Annotated in this window: 25 protein-coding genes and 1 other RNA gene; 22 read left to right on the top strand and 4 right to left on the bottom strand. The window is 34.0% G+C overall.

The features are described from left to right. Positions 1–60 precede the first annotated feature (60 nt). The 11 genes from mazG (at position 61) to HVS_RS00605 (ending at position 7,586) form a co-directional block, all read left to right on the top strand. Positions 61–843, top strand: a complete 783-nt coding sequence (gene mazG, locus HVS_RS00555; RefSeq protein WP_101298537.1) for a nucleoside triphosphate pyrophosphohydrolase — start codon at positions 61–63, stop codon at positions 841–843. 175 nt (positions 844–1,018) lie between these two features. Further along, entirely contained in the window at positions 1,019–1,294 is a 276-nt protein-coding gene (locus HVS_RS00560; protein WP_101298538.1) for an HU family DNA-binding protein, read from the top strand. Between the two features lie 142 nt (positions 1,295–1,436). Beyond that, positions 1,437–1,676 carry an RNA-binding S4 domain-containing protein gene (locus HVS_RS00565; protein ID WP_101298539.1) on the top strand — a complete coding sequence of 80 codons (240 nt, stop codon included), beginning with the start codon at positions 1,437–1,439 and terminating at the stop codon, positions 1,674–1,676. Positions 1,677–1,917: 241 nt separating this feature from the next. Next, positions 1,918–2,211, top strand: a complete 294-nt coding sequence (yabP, locus tag HVS_RS00570) for a sporulation protein YabP (protein ID WP_101298540.1) — start codon at positions 1,918–1,920, stop codon at positions 2,209–2,211. Between the two features lie 74 nt (positions 2,212–2,285). Next, positions 2,286–2,738 carry a spore cortex biosynthesis protein YabQ gene (gene yabQ / locus HVS_RS00575; protein ID WP_235827390.1) on the top strand — a complete coding sequence of 151 codons (453 nt, stop codon included), beginning with the start codon at positions 2,286–2,288 and terminating at the stop codon, positions 2,736–2,738. 65 nt (positions 2,739–2,803) lie between these two features. Further along, a complete protein-coding gene (locus HVS_RS00580) occupies positions 2,804–3,085 on the top strand; it encodes an FtsB family cell division protein (RefSeq protein WP_101298542.1) in 282 nt (93 codons plus the stop codon). 150 nt (positions 3,086–3,235) lie between these two features. Then, the gene (locus HVS_RS00585) at positions 3,236–3,661 is read left to right on the top strand and encodes a S1 RNA-binding domain-containing protein (protein ID WP_101298543.1); all 426 of its coding nucleotides are present in this window, start codon (positions 3,236–3,238) and stop codon (positions 3,659–3,661) included. Positions 3,662–4,092: 431 nt separating this feature from the next. Then, on the top strand, positions 4,093–5,058 hold the full coding sequence (locus HVS_RS00590; protein WP_159063326.1) for a sulfurtransferase: 966 nt from the start codon (positions 4,093–4,095) through the stop codon (positions 5,056–5,058). A gap of 173 nt (positions 5,059–5,231) precedes the next feature. Continuing rightward, positions 5,232–5,435: a hypothetical protein gene (locus tag HVS_RS16315; RefSeq protein ID WP_159063327.1), complete on the top strand. Its 204-nt coding sequence runs from the start codon at positions 5,232–5,234 to the stop codon at positions 5,433–5,435. A 357-nt stretch (positions 5,436–5,792) separates the two neighbouring features. After that, positions 5,793–7,070, top strand: coding sequence for a mechanosensitive ion channel family protein (locus tag HVS_RS00600; protein ID WP_101298545.1), 1,278 nt, complete (start codon positions 5,793–5,795; stop codon positions 7,068–7,070). 90 nt (positions 7,071–7,160) lie between these two features. Beyond that, complete coding sequence (locus HVS_RS00605; protein WP_101298546.1) at positions 7,161–7,586, top strand: LysM peptidoglycan-binding domain-containing protein; 426 nt, start codon at positions 7,161–7,163, stop codon at positions 7,584–7,586. A 42-nt stretch (positions 7,587–7,628) separates the two neighbouring features. Here HVS_RS00605 and HVS_RS00610 read toward each other — a convergent pair whose 3' ends face one another. Continuing rightward, a complete protein-coding gene (locus HVS_RS00610) occupies positions 7,629–8,738 on the bottom strand; it encodes an amidase domain-containing protein (protein ID WP_101298547.1) in 1,110 nt (369 codons plus the stop codon). A gap of 180 nt (positions 8,739–8,918) precedes the next feature. Here HVS_RS00610 and HVS_RS16215 point away from each other — a divergent pair, with 180 nt between their 5' ends. Further along, the gene (locus HVS_RS16215) at positions 8,919–11,249 is read left to right on the top strand and encodes a YcdB/YcdC domain-containing protein (RefSeq protein ID WP_242971619.1); all 2,331 of its coding nucleotides are present in this window, start codon (positions 8,919–8,921) and stop codon (positions 11,247–11,249) included. 128 nt (positions 11,250–11,377) lie between these two features. Here the strand turns inward: HVS_RS16215 and HVS_RS00620 are convergent, their stop codons facing one another. Together HVS_RS00620 and HVS_RS16835 are read right to left on the bottom strand one after the other, a co-directional pair. Next, the gene (locus tag HVS_RS00620; RefSeq protein WP_242971620.1) at positions 11,378–12,340 is read right to left on the bottom strand and encodes a PP2C family protein-serine/threonine phosphatase; all 963 of its coding nucleotides are present in this window, start codon (positions 12,338–12,340) and stop codon (positions 11,378–11,380) included. Beyond that, positions 12,256–12,537, bottom strand: coding sequence for a hypothetical protein (locus HVS_RS16835; RefSeq protein WP_242971621.1), 282 nt, complete (start codon positions 12,535–12,537; stop codon positions 12,256–12,258). Before HVS_RS16835 ends, HVS_RS00620 begins: the two co-directional genes overlap by 85 nt. A gap of 173 nt (positions 12,538–12,710) precedes the next feature. Between HVS_RS16835 and yyaC the strand changes: the two genes are divergently transcribed. Both yyaC and rd read left to right on the top strand, forming a co-directional pair. Next, on the top strand, positions 12,711–13,325 hold the full coding sequence (gene yyaC / locus HVS_RS00625) for a spore protease YyaC (RefSeq protein WP_101298548.1): 615 nt from the start codon (positions 12,711–12,713) through the stop codon (positions 13,323–13,325). A gap of 90 nt (positions 13,326–13,415) precedes the next feature. Further along, complete coding sequence (gene rd / locus HVS_RS00630; protein WP_101298549.1) at positions 13,416–13,574, top strand: rubredoxin; 159 nt, start codon at positions 13,416–13,418, stop codon at positions 13,572–13,574. A 182-nt stretch (positions 13,575–13,756) separates the two neighbouring features. On the opposite strand, the gene HVS_RS16640 is transcribed toward rd, so the two are convergent. Beyond that, positions 13,757–13,897 (bottom strand): hypothetical protein, encoded by a 141-nt coding sequence (locus HVS_RS16640; RefSeq protein ID WP_169926529.1) that lies wholly within the window; start codon positions 13,895–13,897, stop codon positions 13,757–13,759. Positions 13,898–14,258: 361 nt separating this feature from the next. Between HVS_RS16640 and HVS_RS00635 the strand changes: the two genes are divergently transcribed. The 8 genes from HVS_RS00635 to recR all read left to right on the top strand — a co-directional run bounded on the left by HVS_RS00635 (position 14,259) and on the right by recR (position 19,990). Next, the gene (locus tag HVS_RS00635) at positions 14,259–14,597 is read left to right on the top strand and encodes an STAS domain-containing protein (RefSeq protein WP_101298550.1); all 339 of its coding nucleotides are present in this window, start codon (positions 14,259–14,261) and stop codon (positions 14,595–14,597) included. A gap of 187 nt (positions 14,598–14,784) precedes the next feature. Continuing rightward, entirely contained in the window at positions 14,785–15,645 is an 861-nt protein-coding gene (locus HVS_RS00640) for a hypothetical protein (RefSeq protein WP_101298551.1), read from the top strand. 64 nt (positions 15,646–15,709) lie between these two features. Beyond that, the gene (locus tag HVS_RS00645; protein WP_242971734.1) at positions 15,710–15,820 is read left to right on the top strand and encodes a cyclic lactone autoinducer peptide; all 111 of its coding nucleotides are present in this window, start codon (positions 15,710–15,712) and stop codon (positions 15,818–15,820) included. A gap of 607 nt (positions 15,821–16,427) precedes the next feature. After that, the gene (locus HVS_RS16645) at positions 16,428–16,589 is read left to right on the top strand and encodes a hypothetical protein (RefSeq protein WP_169926530.1); all 162 of its coding nucleotides are present in this window, start codon (positions 16,428–16,430) and stop codon (positions 16,587–16,589) included. A gap of 110 nt (positions 16,590–16,699) precedes the next feature. Continuing rightward, positions 16,700–16,963, top strand: an RNA gene (ffs, locus tag HVS_RS00650) — signal recognition particle sRNA large type. Between the two features lie 306 nt (positions 16,964–17,269). Continuing rightward, positions 17,270–18,934, top strand: coding sequence for a DNA polymerase III subunit gamma/tau (dnaX, locus tag HVS_RS00655; RefSeq protein ID WP_101298553.1), 1,665 nt, complete (start codon positions 17,270–17,272; stop codon positions 18,932–18,934). Positions 18,935–19,023: 89 nt separating this feature from the next. Beyond that, positions 19,024–19,365: a YbaB/EbfC family nucleoid-associated protein gene (locus tag HVS_RS00660; protein WP_101298554.1), complete on the top strand. Its 342-nt coding sequence runs from the start codon at positions 19,024–19,026 to the stop codon at positions 19,363–19,365. 25 nt (positions 19,366–19,390) lie between these two features. Beyond that, positions 19,391–19,990: a recombination mediator RecR gene (recR, locus tag HVS_RS00665; protein WP_101298555.1), complete on the top strand. Its 600-nt coding sequence runs from the start codon at positions 19,391–19,393 to the stop codon at positions 19,988–19,990. Positions 19,991–20,337 lie beyond the last annotated feature (347 nt).

Below are 20,337 nucleotides of genomic sequence, written 5' to 3' on the forward strand. Positions count from 1 at the left end.
GTATAATTGATAACAGCAAATTAATGGTGGTATACTAATAAACGGGGAGGATCTAATTATATGTTAAAAGAAAAATACACTTTTTCCGATTTAATTGATATTATGAAATTATTAAGAAGTGAAAAGGGCTGCCCCTGGGACAGGGAGCAAACTCACGAAAGTTTAAAAAAGTACTTAATAGAGGAAACATATGAGGTTTTGGAAGCAATTGATTTAAATGATAAGGACAAGCTGTGTGAAGAGCTTGGTGACCTTCTTTTGCAAATTGTATTTCACGCTCAGATATCCACTGAAAATGAAGGATTTGGAATGGATGAAATTATAACAGGGGTATGCAAAAAGATGGTTACAAGACATACCCATGTCTTTGGTACAGAAAAAGCAGAAACGGCAGATGATGTTGTGTCCAACTGGGAAGCTATAAAGAAAAAAGAAAAGGGCATTACCAGTCATACAGATGTTTTAAAAGATGTTCCTTCAAATCTTCCTGCATTAATGAGGAGTTATAAAATTCAGCAGAAGGCTGCACAGGTAGGTTTTGACTGGGATAATATAGAAGATGTAATTTCTAAAGTTTATGAAGAATTAGAAGAGCTAAAAGATGTATATAACAGCAAAGATGTGGCAAGAATAAATGATGAAATAGGGGATGTATTATTTTCCATAGTAAATTTATCTAGGTTTTTAAAAGTCCAGCCGGAACTTGCTTTAACCGGTACTATAAATAAGTTTATAAAGAGGTTCGGGTTTATTGAAAGTGAAGCAAAAAAACAAGGGAAAACCTTAGAGGAAATGTCATTAGACGAGATGGAAGAACTGTGGGAAAAGGCAAAATACAAATAACTAAAAAAATTTGCAAAAAAATTAGAATTTAAGAAGGAATTTAAAAACATATATCGAATAATGCTTTAGATAAAAGAAGTGTATAAGTGTTATAAAAATAGCTTTAAAATAAATAATGAAAAGAAACACATGTTTTCATGTGGCAAAGACAATAAAATAACAGGAGGATTGTGAAATGAACAAAACTGAATTAATAGCAAGTATGGCAGAAAAGAGTCAGCTATCAAAGAAAGATGCTGAAAAAGCCCTCAATGCTTTTATTGCAAGTGTTGAGGAAGGATTGGCAAGAGGTGAAAAAATTCAGCTAGTGGGCTTTGGAACATTTGAAGTAAGGCAGAGGGCAGAAAGAAAAGGCAGAAACCCACAGACAAAAGAAGAAATAATAATTCCTGCAACTAAAGCACCTGTGTTTAAAGTAGGAAAAAATTTAAAGGATTTAGTAAATCAATAATATGTAAGCGGTATTATTTGAAAACAAGTGTAAAAAAGAAGGGCTTCTTGCATTTTAGAAGCCTTTTTTTGCGCAGTTTTAGAGGTTTTAAATTTTATGTATTTTAAAATGTTTAAAATTATTTAGAAAGGGTTTTGCTGCAATGAGGATAGATAAATACCTGAAAGTATCAAGACTGATAAAAAGACGTACATTGGCCAATGAAGCCTGCCAGCAGGGAAAAGTAAAAATCAACGGCAAAGTTGTTAAACCCGGGACAGAGGTAAAGGTGGGGGATGTGGTGGAAATCCAGTTAGGAAACAACACTACAGTAGTAGAAGTTTTATCTGTAAATGAACATGTTTCTAAAGCGGACGCAAAAGAAATGTATAGAATAAAATAAGGGAAATACAAAATATGATACTTGAAAAGAGCCTGTCAGTATGGACGGCTTTTTTTATTTAAAAATATTTATAAACATAAATTAATTAAAAACACAAGTTAAGAAAATATAAGCAATATAATAAACTATTTAATGAACTATTTAATAAACAATATAATAAGCAATTTTATAAACAAATTTGGCATTTTTAATATAGTACATGCATACATATCAATATACCTTTAAAGAGGAGGGATGGATGATGATTGACGATAAAAAAATGTCTAAACCACTTGTTCAGAATATTTTGATGGAAAACAGGGAGAGGATGAGCATTTCAGGGGTACTTGATGTAGAAAGTTTTGATGAGGAAAGTGTAGTGGTGGAAACAGAAATGGGGACCTTGGTTATAAAAGGAGAGGATCTTCATATCAATAAATTAAGCATAGACAGTTCAGAACTTAATATAGAAGGATATATCACAGGGCTTTATTACAGTGACAGGGACGGGGGCAGGTCAAAGGGAACGGGTTTTTGGGCAAAAATGTTCAAGTAGAGGATAAGTGATGAAAATTGTGGGTTTCAGTTAGTAATCAGGCATATGTTTTTTTGTGCTCCATCCTTGGGGGAATGATTATTGCATTTATATACGATATTTTCAGGATAAGAAGAAAGACAATAAAGTCCGGCAATATTTTGGTATACTTTGAAGATTTTATATACTGGATAATTGTAGCCCTTGTCCTGTTTGCTGTGCTTTACTACAGCAATGAGGGGGAAATACGGGGATACCTTATTATTGGAACGGTTTTGGGGATAGTTTTATACGCTGTGGTACTAAGCAGTTTTGTAATGAAAATATTTTTGTTTTTCGTAAGGATTATTTATAAAATAATAGTGAGCATATTAAGTGCACTACTTTTGCCGGTTAAAATTGTCTGCAGGGTATGTATGGCTCCGATAAGATTTGTTTATAAACGTATAAGGAGGGTCTTTTGTAAAACTAAAAAGTTATGTAAAATTAACATGGGAAAATTCAAAGGTTTTAAAAGGTTTATAAATATTATAAGAAAAAAAATATAGTAAGAAGGATTTTTCTAACAGGTGTAGAATATTTAAGATAGTATAACTAAGGGAGAGTAATTTCTATGAACAAAAGAAAAAGACCAAATTGGTTTTTAATAATAGTTCTTTTGATTGGTGTAACCAACCTTTCAGTTATAATTATTAAACAGCAGAGTATTTTAAACGCTCAACGGGCAGAAATGGAAGAGCTGGCTTTAAAAATAGAAGAAGAAAGAGAGCTTAATGAAAAGCTTTTGGAAGAAAGGGAAAGAGTTTTATCAGATGAATATATTGAGGCAATAGCAAGGAAGGAATTGGGGCTGGTTAAAGAAGGGGAGAGGGTATTTGTTGATATAAACAGGTAATTTATCCAGGTATTTTTATTCATGTTATTATATTGCATTTACTTATTATGATGTTTTTATTTGTGCTTTAAAAATTTTGGTACTTGACTTAAGCCAGCTTCATATTATATAATCAAAGTACTTTAATTGATCAGGAGGAATATTTATTTTATGCTCGTTGAAGTAGGAAAAATTGTTGACGGAAAAGTTTCAGGCATAACAAATTTTGGTGCTTTTGTCCAACTATCTGATGGCCAAACAGGACTGGTTCACATCTCTGAAGTTGCTGAAGAGTACGTTAAAGATATTAAAGCTCATCTTAAGGAAAATCAGATGGTAAAAGTGAAAATTATTTCCGTAGATGACAAAGGAAGAATTAGTCTGTCTATTAAAAGAGCCCAGGAGTCAAAAAAACCTTCTGCCAAGTCATCCAGGCCGGAAGAGATTGACTGGAGCCAGCAGAATGTGGTTAAAGGCTCTTTTGAAGAACTTTTGGCAAAGTTTATGAAAGATAGTGACGAAAGAATGCATGATATTAAAAAGAGCTTTGAGTCAAAAAGAGGTGGCGGAGGGTACCGCAGGTCTGCCCAGTATTAAACATTTTTTAATGTTTAATACATTTACTCCAGACTTATAGCATTAGTTATAGGTTGGATTTTTTATGTCAAAAAATAAGGGCGCCAAAATATAAATATTTTTGTTTATTTTAGCTGTCATAACATTTTGATGAACACTAAAATCTAACAGCAAGGCCTTAGCAAGACTTTGAAGAAAGTCTTTTTTTTTATTTGTTAAAAAGCAGTATTTAACATGGTTTTAGGATAAAATAGCCAATGTCCTAGAAAAAATAGTACTTGACCCAATTAGTAAGGGCAGGTAAAATTTTATATAAGAATAAAATTTACCATGTATTTTGAATTTCATTGTATTTATGCTATTCTTACCCATGGGTATTATAAGAATAGAAAATGGGTATTATAAGAATAGAAAAAAGAAAAAGAAAAAGAAAAAGAAAGAGGAGGACAAAAATGAAAAAGAGAATATTTTGGTTCTCAACAATTGTGCTACTTATTGTTTCACTTATGTTTAACAGCGTTGCGTTTGCATGCGGGGGAGGAAAAGGTAAGGGAGGTCCGCCGGAAGGAAAAGGTCCTGGTGGTCCGGTTGTTTCAACAGAATGGTTAGCTAACAATATCAAAAAGGGAAATCTTGTTATAATTGACATCAGAAGTGAAGAAGAATATCAAGCAGGGCATATAGAAGGCTCTATTAACATACCTTACATAGTTCCGTTTTCAGCATGGCTTACAATGGAAGACGATCTTCTCCTTGAAATGCCTGAAAAAGAAGATTTATTTGACTTTATGAGTGCTGCAGGATTAAAGAAAGGTTCACATGTAGTAATAGTTACATCACTTCCTACACCTGAAAATCCATATGCTATCGGTAATGCAAACAGGGCTGCAAATACCTTAATATATGCAGGTGTTGAAAAAGTTTCCATTTTAGATGGTGGTTTTGACAAGTGGGCTGCAGAAGGCAGATTTGTTACCACTGAAGTGCCTGATGTACGTCCGTCCAAGTACAAGAGCAAAGTTAAAGATGAAATGATTGTTTCAATGGAATATGTTGAGAAAAAGCTTGGCAAGGTAATACTCCTAGATGCAAGGGATTATGAAGTTTATACAGGAGAAGTTATTGAGCCTTATGCACCGGTTCCAGGACACATTCCTACAGCTAAGTCTTTACCTGCACCTGAGATTTGGAATGAAGACTGGTCATATAAGAGTGTAAACGAGTTAAAAGCAATTGTGGAAAATGTAATCGGACGCAACAAACAAAATAAAGAAATAATCGTTTACTGCGGCGTTGGCGGTTATGCTAACTGCGTGGCATTTGTCTTAACAGAGATGCTAGGATACAAGAATGTAAAAATATATGACGGTTCTGCACAAGAATGGTCAAAATACAATGAAATGGTGGTAGGAGAATAGTTTAATTAAAGCAAGAAGTAGTTGTTAAAAAACAAATAAAGCTTTTTTAAAGACATATGCAGAAAGACTGTTCTAAATATTTAGAATGGTCTTTCTGTATATAAACATACTGCAAAAAAATAAAGTATTTTCATTTTAAGCTTTGTAAAAGATGACATACAATCCAAAACTTTATGTTAACACTTTATGTTTTCTCTGAATATTATATAACAGAAGAAAATATAGGAGGTTTTATTATGGAATATTCAGATTTTGGGTTGATTCAAGGGATTGTAGGTCATCGTCTTGTGGAAAATCAAATTCATTTAAAAAAGAATTTTGCCCTCAACTTCCAGGTACAGTATTACGTGTCTCTATACCACCAGGAGCAACCATAAACCTACTAAACTTGGTAGAACTTACTTCTCCGGGAGGTATATGCCTCATATTACGCCTTCCAATTTTGAGTGGGGGGGCGGATTAGGAGGCTTACTTGATTCAATAAGAGATGCTGGAGGGAAAATTGAAGTACTATCCTAATATAAAAAACGGATTTTAGTATTTGGTTTTAATACTAAATAACAGGCTTTAAGGCAGCAAAAGCTGCTTTTTCTTTGTTTTTTGCAGTACTAAAATTTCTGTCCGGAAGCTTTACAGAAAGAAGGGATTAACGTATAATACAAGATAAATTTATAAGTCATAAATAATGTACTATATTAAATAAATCCGGCATAGTATTTTGGAGGGATAATTCAATGAGGGAATACATTTTAAATGTATTAACGGGATATGGGATGAATAGTGAAATTGCAAATTATTTATTTTATATCTTGATGGCTGTTTTTGTAGGGCTGGTAAGCTTTATGGCAAATTTAATAACAAAAAAAGTTATTTTAAAAATCCTGGCCCACTACATTAGAAACAACAGATTCAAATGGGATACCATTATGCTTGAGAGAAGGGTTTTTCAAAGGATGTCCCATATTGTTCCGGCTATAATTATATACGCTTTTGCACCGGTTTTTCCGGAGAATGTGGAAGCTAAAATATACACAGGTGTAACGGTTTACATTACCTTGGTGGTAATGTTTGTTATAAGTGCTTTTTTAAATTCAGTAAATGATATTTATAATAATTTTGAAATATCTAAAACAAGACCTATTAAAGGGTTTATCCAGATAGTTAAAGTTTTTGTTTTTGTTATCGGGGGAATATTAATTATTGCTGAGATTATAGGGCAAAACCCTTTGGTTCTTTTGGGAGGTTTAGGAGCGCTTTCCGCTGTTGTTTTGCTTATTTTCCAGGACTCCATACTAGGGCTTGTAGCAGGAATTCAATTGTCCTCCAATGACATGGTAAGGGTGGGGGATTGGATTGAAATGTCTAATTACGGTGCAGACGGGTATGTAATTGATATATCTTTAAACACTGTGAAAGTGCAGAATTTTGATAAAACAATTACAACCATCCCTACATACAAACTTGTATCAGACTCTTTAAAAAACTGGAGGGGAATGGTGGAAACAGGCGGAAGAAGGATAAAGCGTTCTGTTTACATTGATACATCCAGCATTACTTTTTGTACAGATGAAATGATTGACGAATTTAAAAAAATACATTATTTAAAAGACCACATAATGAAAAAGCAAAAGGAAATTGCAGAGTATAACAAGAAAAATAATATTGATGCTTCTGTAAAGGTAAATGGAAGAAGACTTACTAATATAGGGGTGTTTAGGGCGTATGTCAGTAATTATCTTAAAAACCATCCCGGGATTAATAAGAATATGATTCAGATGGTGAGACAGCTGCCTCCGGGAGAATACGGTCTTCCAATAGAAGTTTACGCATTTACAAAAACCACCAACTGGGTTGAATATGAAGGGATTCAGGCTGATATTTTTGACCATATATTAGCTGTAGTTCCTGAGTTTAAATTAAAGGTATTTCAAAATCCTACAGGATATGATTTCAGGTCTTTTGGCTATAAAGGTGTGAGTGGTATGGATAATGCTATAGATAACAGGAACTAAAAAGTTTGCGACCTCTTGAAATGGAAACATTTTCACTCCCTTTTCATAATATAAAATAGAAGGATTTATGTAAACGAGGAGGGAGTTTTCATGTATTATGATTATGATTGTGATTATTTATACTATGAAGATGACATGTACTGCAATGGCATGTACTGGAATGATATGAGGCAAATGCCTGGTATGCCGGGGGTTATGACAATTTATATTGTACGCCCGGGGGATACTTTGGCGTCAATAGCAAATAGATTCAACACAACAGTTGCTGCAATTGTGAGAGCCAACAATATAGAAAATCCTGATTTAATATATCCCGGTCAAAGGCTTATAATACCAAGGATGCCTATGCAGCCTGGACCTGGTTTCCCAAAGGTATATATTGTACAGCCAGGGGATACATTATTTTCTATAGCCAATAGATTCAATGTGAGCTTGCAGCGTTTAATTGCAGTAAACAGAATAGAAAATCCGGATATTATCTATCCTGGTATGAGAATTATCATCCCTGCCCGGTAAAGTTGAATATACCGCCATATTTTAAAAATGTGGCGGTATATTTTAATAATTAACCCTAACCAGCCAAAAAACTATGTCCTTATTACTCCAGCCCAGATCCCAGGGAACTCTGTATCTGTCGGTATTATGGCAGTTTACCAGTGCATAGCCTTTAGAATCAACTCCTGTAATCACTGATATATGGGTTACCTTTCCCTTTTTCTCATAGGCAATAAAATCACCCGGTAAAAGTTTAAAGGAGTTTTTAAATACCTGATTGTAAGTACCCCTTGCAATAAGGGAGCCTCTGCCGCTGTAAAGCATGTAGTCTTTAAAAGCTTGTGCATTTACCCAGGCCTTGCTTCCGTCTTTTTCATATTTCCAGGTATAATCCTTTTTAAAACCTCCCCCTTCGTGTAAAATCTGGGATGCAAAATTTGCACAGTCACCTCCTAAAGGATTGTAATCCTTATATTTTTTATTATAGCTGTATCTGTATTCCTCATCAGCCGCAGCCCCGCAATACTTGTCTGCATATTCTACGGCACTTATTCTTCTTGGATTTATATTGGAAAGATCAGCGGGCTTTGAGTTTAATACATATTCTTTAAATTCTTCTTTTTTTATATCATCTAAATTCAGTGAATCTGCAAAAGGGTCGGTGTACCATTCCTTTGATATCAGCCATTTGCCATCCTTTTTTTCTAATTTTAAAGAGTGGTAAGTGCCAATCCTGAATAAGTTTTCAACTTCCGGCTCGTTAATGTAGGAGTACTTATATTCAGTACAGCCTATAAGGTTGTACTGGTAGCCGGACTCTACGTCCTTTATATGCCTGATTACCACTTTGGTGTCAATATCGTTAAAAACAATACCCTGTTTGTCTGCCCAATTGTGAAGGTACTTCATTTTAATTGCCTGATGCTCATATGCCCAGGTGCCAAGTTTGGTGTCTTTATTATAAAGTGATTCCAAAGTTTCCAAGTCTTTTTCTAAAAATGCATTGTTTCTTATGTAAAAAATTTTTTCTATCATGTTTTGGTGTTCATCACTTATAAAAATTGTGGGTAAAGCCTTGGAATTATTATATAATGTTATACTGAAAATACACATAATAAATACAAATGTTACTGATATTATGAAAGTTTTTTTTACAGTTAAAAAGAAAAACATTTAAAATATACCTCCAGGGTTTTAAGAAAAATTAAAAAAGTATTTTAAGGTATTCTTATAAATTTATATGAGAAAATAAAAAAAACATTTCTAATTATTGAAACTTTTTTGTTTTTTAACCGTCAAACAATAATAAGGTACAATATATTTATGAATTATAAAACAATAGGAGGATGTAAAATGAAAAGAAAGGTGTCATTAATTTTAGCCATTATTATGGTTTTTGCAGCGGGCATACCTGGTTTTATTCATGCTGAACAAGGCATGGGTTTAGAAGAGGCAATAAAATTTGCAAAGGGTTTGCTGGAAATTTCAGAAGAGTATACAGAGTTTAACTACGGTGTAAGCACTTACAGCGGCAAAAGAGTATGGGATTTTAGATGGACCAGGAAAGACATGTATGAAAGCAGCATAAATGTAATGATGGACGATTCAGGAGATATTTTAAGGTACTACAATTATAATTATAACTATACCGGCACGGGGATGGGCAAGAAACTGCCTAATGTAAGCAGGAGCAAAGCTCAAGAAATAGCAGAGGATTTTATTAAAAAATTAAATTCACAGGATTTATTTGACAGTTTAAAACTTGTGGAAAGCAGTCAAAGGTCAGTGGGAGAAACATCATATTACTTTTATTACATAGCAATACATGACGGGGTGCCTGTTCCCTTTAATAATATTAACGTTTCAGTAAATTATGATACAGGCGAAATTCAAAGTTACAGCAAAACATGGGCTTATGATGTTGAATTTCCTAAGGCTGATGATGCAATAGGCTTAGAGGAAGCTGAAAAAGTATACAGGGAAGAACTTGGCCTAAAGCTTACTTACAACTTGGCAGGGGATAAAGTATACCTTGCATATACTCCTGTTTACAGCAGCCAGTATGTGATAGATGCAATCAGCGGGGAGGTAATAAATCCTGCACCGATTTCAAGAGATATATATTATGAAGGTATGCCTGCCGGCGGAATGGGAGAAAGGGGAGTAGATGTTGCAGCAGAAAAGGTAATTCTTACTCCTGAAGAAATTAAATCAATAGAAGAATCAGGTGAGCTGATAACCCAGGAAGAGGCAGAAAAAATAGCAAGGGAATTTGAAATATTTGAAATAGACGACAGCTTCATACTTGATGGTGCAAGCCTTAGAAGAGGTTGGGATTTTGAGAGAAATTATATATGGGATTTATATCTTTTAAAAGAAGACAGGGAAGCAAAAGATTATAAATATATAAATGTTTCACTTAATGCTAATACCGGTGAAATATTAAACTTTGACATTAGTTATCCAATGGTGGAAGGAGAGAAGAAATTCACAGAGGAAGAAGCAAAGAAAGTTGTGGAAGAATTTTTGGAAAAGATACACCCTGAAAAATTTAAAAACACAAAGTACGAAAAATCAGACAGAGATATAATTATAATGGAAAATGAAACAGGCAGATACAACTTTAAATATGTAAGAGTAGTAAATGGCATACCATTTGTAGATAACTACATTAATGTAAGATTTGACGGTATAAATGGAAAAATATATGGATTTTATATGAACTGGCAGGAAGTAGAAATTCCTTTAGCTGAAGGTGTTTTACCTATAGATGAAGCATATAATTTGTTTTTTGAAAATGTGGGATTAAAATTAGAATATAGACAGATGGGTTTACCATATGTTAACTCTGAAAAGGCCAGGGCTGTAGCTGAAGCAGCAGGTGTGGCAGTTGATGCGGTAGCCAGTGCAGAAATAGATGCGGCAACTGACGCAGCGGTTGATGCTGTGGCAAGTGCAGAAATTGATGCGGCAACTGATACAGCAGTTGACAGTGCAGCCGGTGAGGCAGTTACTAGTGTAATGCCAATGCCTGTACCTCGTGCTGCAAAGAAGTCTGTAAACTTAGTTTATGCTGTTAACACTGATAAACCTTCAATACTTGATGCCTTCACAGGAGAGCTGTTAAATGCCGATGGAGAGCCTTATGTGGAAAAAGCACCTGTTGAATATACAGATATATCCGACCATTATGCAAAAGAGCAGATAGAGACACTTGCTGAAATAGGTATTGCATTAGAAGGTCCAACCTTCAGACCAAATGAAAAAATCAAGCAGAAAGATTTTCTATTGCTAATATCCCAGATAATAGACAGAGGATATGATTTTTACAATAAAACTGCTTTAGAAAATAATTCAGAAACAGAAAGACTTTATAATTTACTAATAAGAGAAGGCATAGTAAAAGAAGATGAGAAAAATCCTGAAGCACCACTGACCAGGGAAGAAAGTGTTAAGTTTGTAATAAGAACATTAAAATACGACAAAGTTGCGGATTTAAAAGATATATTCAATTGCGACTTTTTAGATAAAGATGAAATTGATGCAGACCTTATAGGCTATGTTGTATTGGCAAAAGGCTTCAATATAGTAAACGGCTATGGAAATTATTTCAGACCTAAAGAAGAACTAAAAAGAGGAGACGCAATAATTATAATTTACAACTCCCTTAAAGTATTACCTTAAAATATTACAAGAGCCAATAAACATTATAATTGAACCAATATTCAACCGGAATATAATTAAGAATTTAGTTAAACCGAGATAAAGTTAAAGGGTATGGGCTTTAAAGCCCATACCCTTTAAAATTTAAGCTAAAATTCCACAAGTATCATGGTAATATCATCGCATATTTTTTTAAAATCACTGAGCCTGGTAAACCGGGATACATCCTCCATTATTTTATTTAAAGTGGATTCGGGAGGGGAAGTGTCTTTAAGCAGTATATCCAAAAGCCTTTCCTCACCATATTGCTTGTTTTGACTGTTTTTTAATTCAATGATACCATCTGAATAAAGAAAAAGCCGCTCATTTTTTTCGTAAGTTATTTGCTTTTCTTGATAATCCGGATTTTCCACCCAGTTGCTTATAGGTATTCCCGGCATTCTTAATAAATCAAATCTTCCGGTATAAGTGTTAAACAAAATAGGTGCAACATTATGTCCTGCATTTGAATATGTAATTGTTTTGTCTTTTGTATTTATTATGGTGTAGAAAACAGTTATATACTTTTCGGTATTTCCGTTAAAGGTCTTGTTATATTCTTTAAACAGCTGTTTTAGCACTGCTGATGGAGATTTTTGGTTTTTATTGATGGATGCCCTTATAAATATGGTAAGCATTGAAGCTAAAAGACCATGCCCGGATACATCTGCAATGTAAAGACCTATATTATCACTGTCAATTTCAAATATATCCAAAAAGTCCCCGCCAAGTGCCTCACAGGGCTTATAAACATATGAATATTTTACTGCATCAGAGGAAAAATCTTTTGGCAAAAGGCTTTCCTGGAGTTTTCTTGCCATGTAAAGTTCATTTTTAAGTTTTTTGTTTTGGTCAATTATTTTTTTGTGCAGTTCCTTTAAAGAGGAGATGTCACGGAGAACTTCAACTACTGCTATAACTTTTCCGTTATCGTCTTTTATAGGGGAGCTCATTACAGAAAAAGTTTTGTTTTGAATTATTTCTTCTTTTATTTGGGTAACACCCTTAAATACAGCTTTTCTTGAAGTACAGTTTTTGCACGGCTTGTCCCTCTGCCCAAAGCTTTGTAGCATTTTTCCCCTATGAAAGAGCCTTTTAGAGCTTTAGACATCGCCCTGTTAATATAGATAATATTATCATCTATATCAATAACCCTGACCCAGTCCTGCATACCGTTTATAATATGTTCAATAAATTTTTCATGACTTATATTTTTAAAAATAGTTTTGTCAGTATAAATTGTATCTTTGTCGTTATTTGCTTTTTTCATTTATTTTAACCTCTGATTTTAACTATAAAATAACGTTTTGTTTATTATAGCAAACTTGAATTTTAATATCAATTAAATCCGGGTTTGAAATCTTGAAGGATAATAAAGTAATATTATAACTGCATTAGGTAATAATATAATAAGTACAAAAAATTACTTCAGGGAGAGTATGTATGTTATTAAAGCCACTTTATAAACAGGTTTACATTGATACAAATAAAAGTTGTGCTTTTAAAAGGTTTACAGATGCTTGTTATGAAATTATAAGGGATTCAATGAAAAACGGGTACAAATCCATTGTATTTGTGTGTATTGGCACGGACAGATCAACGGGAGACAGCTTAGGTCCCCTTATTGGCTACAAAATGAGGGATTTAAATTATAAAAATGTCTATATACACGGGAATTTAGATGAGCCGGTACACGCAAAAAATATAGACAGAGTAATGGAGGATATATTTAGAAGCTATGAAAGACCGTTTATCATCGCCATTGATGCATGTCTTGGCAGACTTGACCATGTGGGTTTGATAACAGTGGGGGAAGGTCCTATAAAACCAGGTGCCGGTGTAAAAAAAGATCTTGCACCAGTGGGGGATATGTATATAACCGGAATTGTTAATTTCAGCGGGTTTATGGACTATTTAATTTTGCAAAACACCCGGCTTAGTGTAGTTATGAAAATGGCAGATATGATTTCCACCGGCATAAGGTATATATTGTGGAAGGCTAACAGGGACCCTGCCTTTAGTTCTGTGCTATGCAAAAAGCATACAGGAGAAAAATAAATAAAAAAATAACATAAAAAAAAAGGAATTATACTCAATACAAGAGAAATATATAATGGAATTAAAAATCTAAATAGGAGTTGATGACAAATGGATAAATATCTTTGTACAGCATGCGGATACATATACGACCCTGCAGAAGGAGATCCTGACAGCGGTATTGCACCGGGTACACCTTTTGAGGATATTCCGGATGACTGGGTATGTCCGGTATGTGGTGTTGGAAAGGATATGTTTGAAAAGGCTTAAAGTATAGGGTACTTTAGTGCTTTTTGGTGAGATAAAAAGACTGCCTTCTAGTAATTAGAGGTAGTCTTTTTGTTTTTGAGATAAAAGGTATGTTATGACTAAGAGCTAAGAGGTATATTATGACTAAGTGTTTTTAGCGGGATTTTAGCGGATTTTAGTAGATTTTAGCGGAATTTGGAGGTCTATTGAATGAATTCTACCAGTGAGCTGTCCACCCATTTAATATAGTCTTCTTCAATGAAAATTAAAACTTCATCTTCCTGCCATGCCAATACCAGTACATCACTATCAAAATACTTAGCCTTTTTTCCTGTGTAAGACATATTAAACCTCCTATCTTATGTAAGGTACATTATACTCACACATATAATATCGGCAAAAAATTTGTACACTTAACTAAAAAATGTATCAAAATGTATCAAACTAAATTTACCATAATTTGAATATTATAATTTTGTTGAAAGATAATATTTTGTAATATATAATAGAACCTAAGATGAAATTTTGTAAATTATTTATATTATCAATTATTACTTTTCTACACTGACAAAATGCTACACAAAAATTATCAACATTTGTTAACTTGATGATTTGCTAGGTGTTGACAGCATTTAATAAATACAGTTAATTATCCGATGTAGTAAGTAGTTCTAACTAAATGAAATCTTAGAGGAGGTCTTTATTATGAAGATTGAAGTAAAAGAGGTGGACAGTGTAAAAGTCATCAAGCTTACAGGGCAGGTTAGGATTTCAACTCAGAACGAATTTAAGGATTTGCTTGACAATGTAGCAAAAGAAAATGAAGGAAAGCCGGTTGTAATTAGTATGGACGGGGTAGCATACATGAACAGTGCAGGATTGGGAATAATAATTGATACTTATAAGAAATTTAAAGAGAAAAAGGGAAGAATGATACTCTGCAACCTTACGCCAGATATAACTAAGTTGTTTGAGGTAACAAGGCTTGATAGATTTATAGAAATTTACGATACTGAAAATGAAGCTTTAGCAAGTTTGAATTAAAAATAGCAGGAAACAACAAACATGTGGTTTAATTTACCAATAAAGCTTCACTAAAAACGCAACAAATTGTTGCGTTTTTAGTTAATTTAGTTAAAAAAAAGTCGAATAACAACTTTTTGTGTTTTAAGGTTGAAGGTTGTACAATGATATGATAGATTAAAATTAACAAAGAGAGAGGAAATCATATATGGAGACACCTTTAGTTGAGATTATTGCAATTTCAGTTCCAGAACAGTTTATGATGGCGTTATTTGCTTGGGTGATCCTTGGAAAGAAAGAAACAGCCAGATTCAGAAATGTACTATTCGTCGGTTTATTTGCAGCATTATTTTTCAGAATTCTACAAATGCTTCTGGGGAGTTACGTATATACCATGATACCACAGGTTCTGATATTTGCAGCGCTGATATATTTCCTATACAGGGTAAATGTACTTGAATCAGTTGTAAGTTGTTTGGTCACGATGATTATTTTCGCAGCTATTCAGGGGGCAATGTTCAATATCTTATGCCTGTGGACAGGTCTTACAGAAGCAGAGTTTAAAGAAGAAAATCTTTACTTACTGTTCTTTGCGATACAATACTTTATAGTGATAGGTGCCATTGTATATGTTATATATAGATTAGATATAAATATCCGGTATTTAGGCAAAAAGAATGTGAAAAAACATTATGTAAGTCGTATAAGATTTTTGATATTGCAGCTAATATTTGCATTCTTACAGTTGATTATTATATATACAATTGTTGTTAGAAATATTGAGTTTTTGTACTCACAGGAGAATTTGCTGCTGGTTATTCTAGCAGTTATTATCACCATCACGTTTACAGCTTTGGTTGTAAAAAGCGTAATCAAGATGGGAGAACATATACAGAGAGAAGAAGAGCAAAAGAGACAATATGACGGTAGAGAGATAATCCAAAACATCAATTATTTATATTCCTTAGTTGAAGAGAAGAGATACGATGAACTAAAAAGTGCCTTGGAATCTATAAAAGATGATATAAACAGCGGAATGATAAGAATCACCAACAAGGCTAATAAATGAAATCATATTATGGTTTCATTTATTAAATAAAAAAAATATAGGGGATGATAGTATGAAACGTAAAATGCTAGGTGTAATTTCATCAATCTTATTCGTAGTTGCAACATTAGTTTCCAGTACAGCGTGCTTCTTCTTCTTTTATCAACCAAGGACTCCAAAGTCACTAAGCAAGTAACCGGACAGACGGCTAATCACCATTTACTCAAATTGTAGAGAGAGAAGGTTTTTAATATAAAGTTTGATTAATAATATAAGGTATCTTCCCAGGAAGATACCTTTTTTGCGTGCCGGAATTATCAGCACGAAAAGGTATTTTCAAAAAATAAATGCCTTTTTTAATTGGTTCATAAGAGAAAAAAGGCATTTCAAGTCATTATAAGTGCATTTCACGCAAAATTAATATAAAAATCATGAAAGTGTAGTAAAATTAATATAATCAAAGGTTTATTTTCATAAATGCTTTAGGTTAATACAAGGCGGATACTTAAATTAATTAAAGGTAATTAATTATTATATTTATATTAAGAACACTGCTACAATAAATCCTTGATAAATTACCATTCGAGTCAAACTTTGCACAGAAAACTGCGTTATTGATAATATCTTGATATTATCAATATATGCAGTTTTTTGGTTTATAGAACTTTTAGTATATTTTTAATTTAAAAAACATATCTTATAAGTACAGTCCATTTATAGTGCATCTGGTATTATGGTATTTTTCCAGGGAAATAAGGACAGTGTATGTTTAGTGGAAAATACGGGTTTAAGGAAGTGATATTTTGAGAAGGGAAGCAAAACATTCAAGTACATGCTTAAGTAAAAATGACAAAAAGGTTCTTGACAGGTATACCAAGGCACATACTAATTTTATTGAGAGCAGTACAGCCAAAACCGGATTGAATACCAATGAAAAAAATACAAAACCCAAAAGTGAAATATAAAAAATTCCATATTATTATTATCTGAAATCACTTGAAGTATTGATAAATATTAAGTATAATGTATAGGTGACCTTAAATAGTCACTGCTCATACTAAAGTTTAATATTTGGCCGTGCTAGACGGGGAGGTAGCGGTGCCCTGTACCTGCAATCCGCTGTAGCAGGGTTGAATTCCTTCTTAAGGCTTGTTTTTGTAAGGTCTGGCCTGTGTAAGTGGCAATGATGACCGGGTCCTACGCAACGTGACCCTATGAACCCCGTCAGGTTCGGAAGAAAGCAGCGGTAAGTAGGCCCTCACGTGTGCCGTGGGATAGCCTGGTTTGAGCTAACTGTACCGGTTCGCTTATAAATGCAATGTCGATGGAAGGTGCACGGCCGTATATATAAATATGAGAGGACTTTAAAGCTATTTAAATGTTTAAATAGCTTATTTTATTATAATTTAGTTTTTATTTTTGTTTTATAGATTGTTTTTTGTTGATTAAATTTACAGCTTAATTATATAGTTTATTTATATAATTTACTTATATAGTTTATTTATATAATTTACTTATATGGTTTATACAGTTTAATTTTTATGTTATAGTTTTACATTTTAGATGGCTTAGTATTTTAGTTTTTGCATAATATCCCGTTGATGATATCCGGGGGTTTACATACGTTTTTTTAGAAGGTGGGAATATGTCTTATTTAGCTCTTTATAGAAAGTGGCGTCCTATGACCTTTAAGGACGTTGTTGAACAGGAACATGTTATGAAAACCCTGACTAATTCCGTCATTACGGGCAGGATAGCTCATGCATACCTTTTTTGTGGGACAAGGGGTACAGGAAAGACTACAACTGCCAAAATTTTTTCCAGGGCTGTAAATTGCCTGAACCCTGTGGAGGGAGATCCTTGCAATAAGTGTGAAATATGCCAGGGCATTCTAAACGGTAGTATTTTAGATGTAATAGAAATAGACGCTGCTTCAAACAACAGTGTGGACAATATACGTGATATAAGGGATGAAGTGGTTTATACACCTTCTAAAGCAAAATACCGTGTTTATATAATAGATGAGGTTCACATGCTTTCCACCGGGGCTTTTAATGCCCTTTTAAAGACTTTGGAAGAACCTCCGTCCCATGTGATTTTTATACTGGCTACTACAGAGCCTCACAAGCTTCCGGCTACAATATTGTCCAGGTGCCAAAGGTTTGATTTCAGGAGAATTCCTGTAGAAAGCATTGCAAAGAGAGTGGAGTACATTGCCGGAGAGAGCGGGGTTAAAATTCAAAGAGAGGCATCAATTCTCATTGCAAAACTTTCAGACGGAGCTCTAAGGGATGCCATTAGTATTTTGGACCAGTGTATTTCACTGGGTAAGGAAGAGCTTACCCATGAAGATGTTTTAAAAATAACCGGGATAGTCAAAGATACTTTTATCTCTGAAACGGTGGAATATATAATAAACAGACAGGTGGAAGATGTTTTAAAGCAGATAGACAGGCTTGTTATGGATGGGAAAAGCATCAGCCAGTTTGTATCTGATTTGATTTTTTATTATAGAAATCTTCTTATTTGCAGTACAACTAAAAATCCGGAGGAAATAATTGATGCATCAGAAGATGCAATCGGAAGAATGAAAGAGCAGTGTAAGATGCTAGAGACATTTGAAATGGTAGCTGCAATTAAAGAACTGTCTGCTTTAGAAGCTTCCTTAAAATGGTCAGCCCATCCAAGGATTTTACTTGAGACTGCACTTATAAAATTGTCTGAGGAGAGTTTAAATTTAAAGGGCTCATTTATAGCAGAAAGAGTAAACTCTTTAGAGAAAAAGCTATCTGATCTTCTGGCTAAAGGGATTTCCATAAAAGGGGATTCAGGTGCGGGGAAGAATCTTGAAGGGGCAAAAGAGTTTTCTAAAGGTTATGACAGTGAAGAAGGTGGCAAGGCTTCTAAAAATGCCGGCGAAAAAAAAGGCGGCTTGAATCAAAGGACAGCTGGAAGCATGAAGGGACTTGAGGTTTGGAAAGATGTGCTAAAGGAAATTAAAGACTTTGGAAGAATGTCATTGTATATATGGCTTATGAATACAAAAATTGTTGAGATTGATGACAGGTTTATAGGAGTGGTGTTTAGCAAGGGACAGGAATCTGTAAAGGATATGTTTTTAAAAATGCCTGAAAATATTGAATTTGTCGAGGAAAAATTGTGTGAACATTTAGGAAGAAAAGTGAAAATTAAATGTATTGATGCAGCAGAAATAATTGATAATAAAAATGAAGAAAAGGACGAATTTCTAAAAAAGGCAGAGATCATTGCAAAAGAGTTTGATGCCGGTTTAAATATAATTGATGAATAAAATTTAAATAACGCTATAAAAGTCTAGTATTTTATGTTCATATTAATATATAATGTTTATAGGAAAAAAATAATTGGAGGTATAGAATTATGGCAAAAGGCAGATTCCCGGGAATGGGCGGAAATATGGCTAATCTTATGAAACAGGCACAAAAAATGCAGAAGGAAATGGAGAAGCTGCAAGAAGAGCTTAAAGACAGAGAGGTGGAAGCTTCTGCAGGAGGCGGGGCGGTTACTGTTGTGGCAACAGGCAGAAAAGAAATTAAGGATATAACTATAAAACCTGAAGTGATAGATCCTGATGATGTTGAAATGCTGCAAGACCTTATTTTAGCTGCAGCAAATGAAGCTTTGAGAAAAGCTGATGAGATGGTAACTAATGAAATGAGTAAAATAACAGGCGGAATAGCCGGAATACCAGGTTTGTTTTAAATAAGTAAAGACAAGGGGAATATAAATGAGTTTTTATGCAGCACCAATTGCCAGACTTATAGAAGAATTTGAGAAGCTTCCTGGCATAGGTCACAAAACTGCACAAAGATTGGCTTTTTATGTTTTAAATTCGCCAAAGGAAAAGGCGGAGAAGCTTGCAAATGCAATTGTTGATGCAAAGGCAAAAATTAAATACTGCCGGGTGTGCGGAAATTTAACGGATTTAGATTTATGTGCTGTTTGCAATTCCCAAAAAAGAGATGCCTCTTTAATTTGTGTAGTGGAAGATCCCAGGGATGTTGTTGCAATGGAGAGAATAAAGGAGTTTAAAGGTCTTTATCATGTGCTCCATGGGGTTATTTCCCCAATGGACGGGGTTGGTCCTGAGGATATCAGGATAAAGGAGCTTTTAGAGAGGATACAGGACGGTTCTGTTAAGGAAGTTATAGTTGCAACAAATCCTAATATTGAAGGGGAAGCAACAGCAATGTATATATCAAAGCTTTTGAAGCCCTTGGGAATTAAGATAACCAGGATTGCCCACGGAATACCTGTGGGGGGCGATTTGGAGTACGCAGATGAGGTTACGCTGTCTAAAGCTTTAGAGGGCAGGCGGGAGATATAAGAAGTAAATAAAGTTATATAACCCAAATAAACTCCTTTCATTTTTCAAATGTATGAAACGGGGTAAATAAAGTAGTATTAGAAAACATGGTTTATTAGGGAGAAGAAAAGCCCTGTAGGCCATGTTTTTTGTTTAGAAGTTTTAAGGGATAAGGAACAAGGAATAAGGTTAAAAGCCAGATAAATCAATGGATTAGAAGATTAAATGGAATTGAAAATGGAAGGGAAAATGGACAAAATCTCACCTTAATCCTTCCCCCTTAACCCTCAATCCTAAAAGCACTTTATTTTCATTTTTTGCCCTAAAAATTGAGAAATGAAAGGACTTTAGGAAGTAAGGAATAAGGA

The sequence above is a fragment of the Acetivibrio saccincola genome (assembly GCF_002844395.1).
Taxonomy (GTDB): Bacteria; Bacillota; Clostridia; order Acetivibrionales; family Acetivibrionaceae; genus Herbivorax; species Herbivorax saccincola.

Bases quoted from the DNA above. Each gene is read 5' to 3' on its own strand.
- mazG (WP_101298537.1), top strand. From the start codon at position 61: ATGTTAAAAGAAAAATACACTTTTTCCGATTTAATTGATATTATGAAA.
- HVS_RS00560 (WP_101298538.1), top strand. From the start codon at position 1,019: ATGAACAAAACTGAATTAATAGCAAGTATGGCAGAAAAGAGTCAGCTA.
- HVS_RS00565 (WP_101298539.1), top strand. From the start codon at position 1,437: ATGAGGATAGATAAATACCTGAAAGTATCAAGACTGATAAAAAGACGT.
- yabP (WP_101298540.1), top strand. From the start codon at position 1,918: ATGATTGACGATAAAAAAATGTCTAAACCACTTGTTCAGAATATTTTG.
- yabQ (WP_235827390.1), top strand. From the start codon at position 2,286: ATGATTATTGCATTTATATACGATATTTTCAGGATAAGAAGAAAGACA.
- HVS_RS00580 (WP_101298542.1), top strand. From the start codon at position 2,804: ATGAACAAAAGAAAAAGACCAAATTGGTTTTTAATAATAGTTCTTTTG.
- HVS_RS00585 (WP_101298543.1), top strand. From the start codon at position 3,236: ATGCTCGTTGAAGTAGGAAAAATTGTTGACGGAAAAGTTTCAGGCATA.
- HVS_RS00590 (WP_159063326.1), top strand. From the start codon at position 4,093: ATGAAAAAGAGAATATTTTGGTTCTCAACAATTGTGCTACTTATTGTT.
- HVS_RS16315 (WP_159063327.1), top strand. From the start codon at position 5,232: ATGTTAACACTTTATGTTTTCTCTGAATATTATATAACAGAAGAAAAT.
- HVS_RS00600 (WP_101298545.1), top strand. From the start codon at position 5,793: ATGAGGGAATACATTTTAAATGTATTAACGGGATATGGGATGAATAGT.
- HVS_RS00605 (WP_101298546.1), top strand. From the start codon at position 7,161: ATGTATTATGATTATGATTGTGATTATTTATACTATGAAGATGACATG.
- HVS_RS00610 (WP_101298547.1), bottom strand. From the start codon at position 8,738: ATGTTTTTCTTTTTAACTGTAAAAAAAACTTTCATAATATCAGTAACA.
- HVS_RS16215 (WP_242971619.1), top strand. From the start codon at position 8,919: ATGAAAAGAAAGGTGTCATTAATTTTAGCCATTATTATGGTTTTTGCA.
- HVS_RS00620 (WP_242971620.1), bottom strand. From the start codon at position 12,340: ATGCTACAAAGCTTTGGGCAGAGGGACAAGCCGTGCAAAAACTGTACT.
- HVS_RS16835 (WP_242971621.1), bottom strand. From the start codon at position 12,537: ATGAAAAAAGCAAATAACGACAAAGATACAATTTATACTGACAAAACT.
- yyaC (WP_101298548.1), top strand. From the start codon at position 12,711: ATGTTATTAAAGCCACTTTATAAACAGGTTTACATTGATACAAATAAA.
- rd (WP_101298549.1), top strand. From the start codon at position 13,416: ATGGATAAATATCTTTGTACAGCATGCGGATACATATACGACCCTGCA.
- HVS_RS16640 (WP_169926529.1), bottom strand. From the start codon at position 13,897: ATGTCTTACACAGGAAAAAAGGCTAAGTATTTTGATAGTGATGTACTG.
- HVS_RS00635 (WP_101298550.1), top strand. From the start codon at position 14,259: ATGAAGATTGAAGTAAAAGAGGTGGACAGTGTAAAAGTCATCAAGCTT.
- HVS_RS00640 (WP_101298551.1), top strand. From the start codon at position 14,785: ATGGAGACACCTTTAGTTGAGATTATTGCAATTTCAGTTCCAGAACAG.
- HVS_RS00645 (WP_242971734.1), top strand. From the start codon at position 15,710: ATGCTAGGTGTAATTTCATCAATCTTATTCGTAGTTGCAACATTAGTT.
- dnaX (WP_101298553.1), top strand. From the start codon at position 17,270: ATGTCTTATTTAGCTCTTTATAGAAAGTGGCGTCCTATGACCTTTAAG.
- HVS_RS00660 (WP_101298554.1), top strand. From the start codon at position 19,024: ATGGCAAAAGGCAGATTCCCGGGAATGGGCGGAAATATGGCTAATCTT.
- recR (WP_101298555.1), top strand. From the start codon at position 19,391: ATGAGTTTTTATGCAGCACCAATTGCCAGACTTATAGAAGAATTTGAG.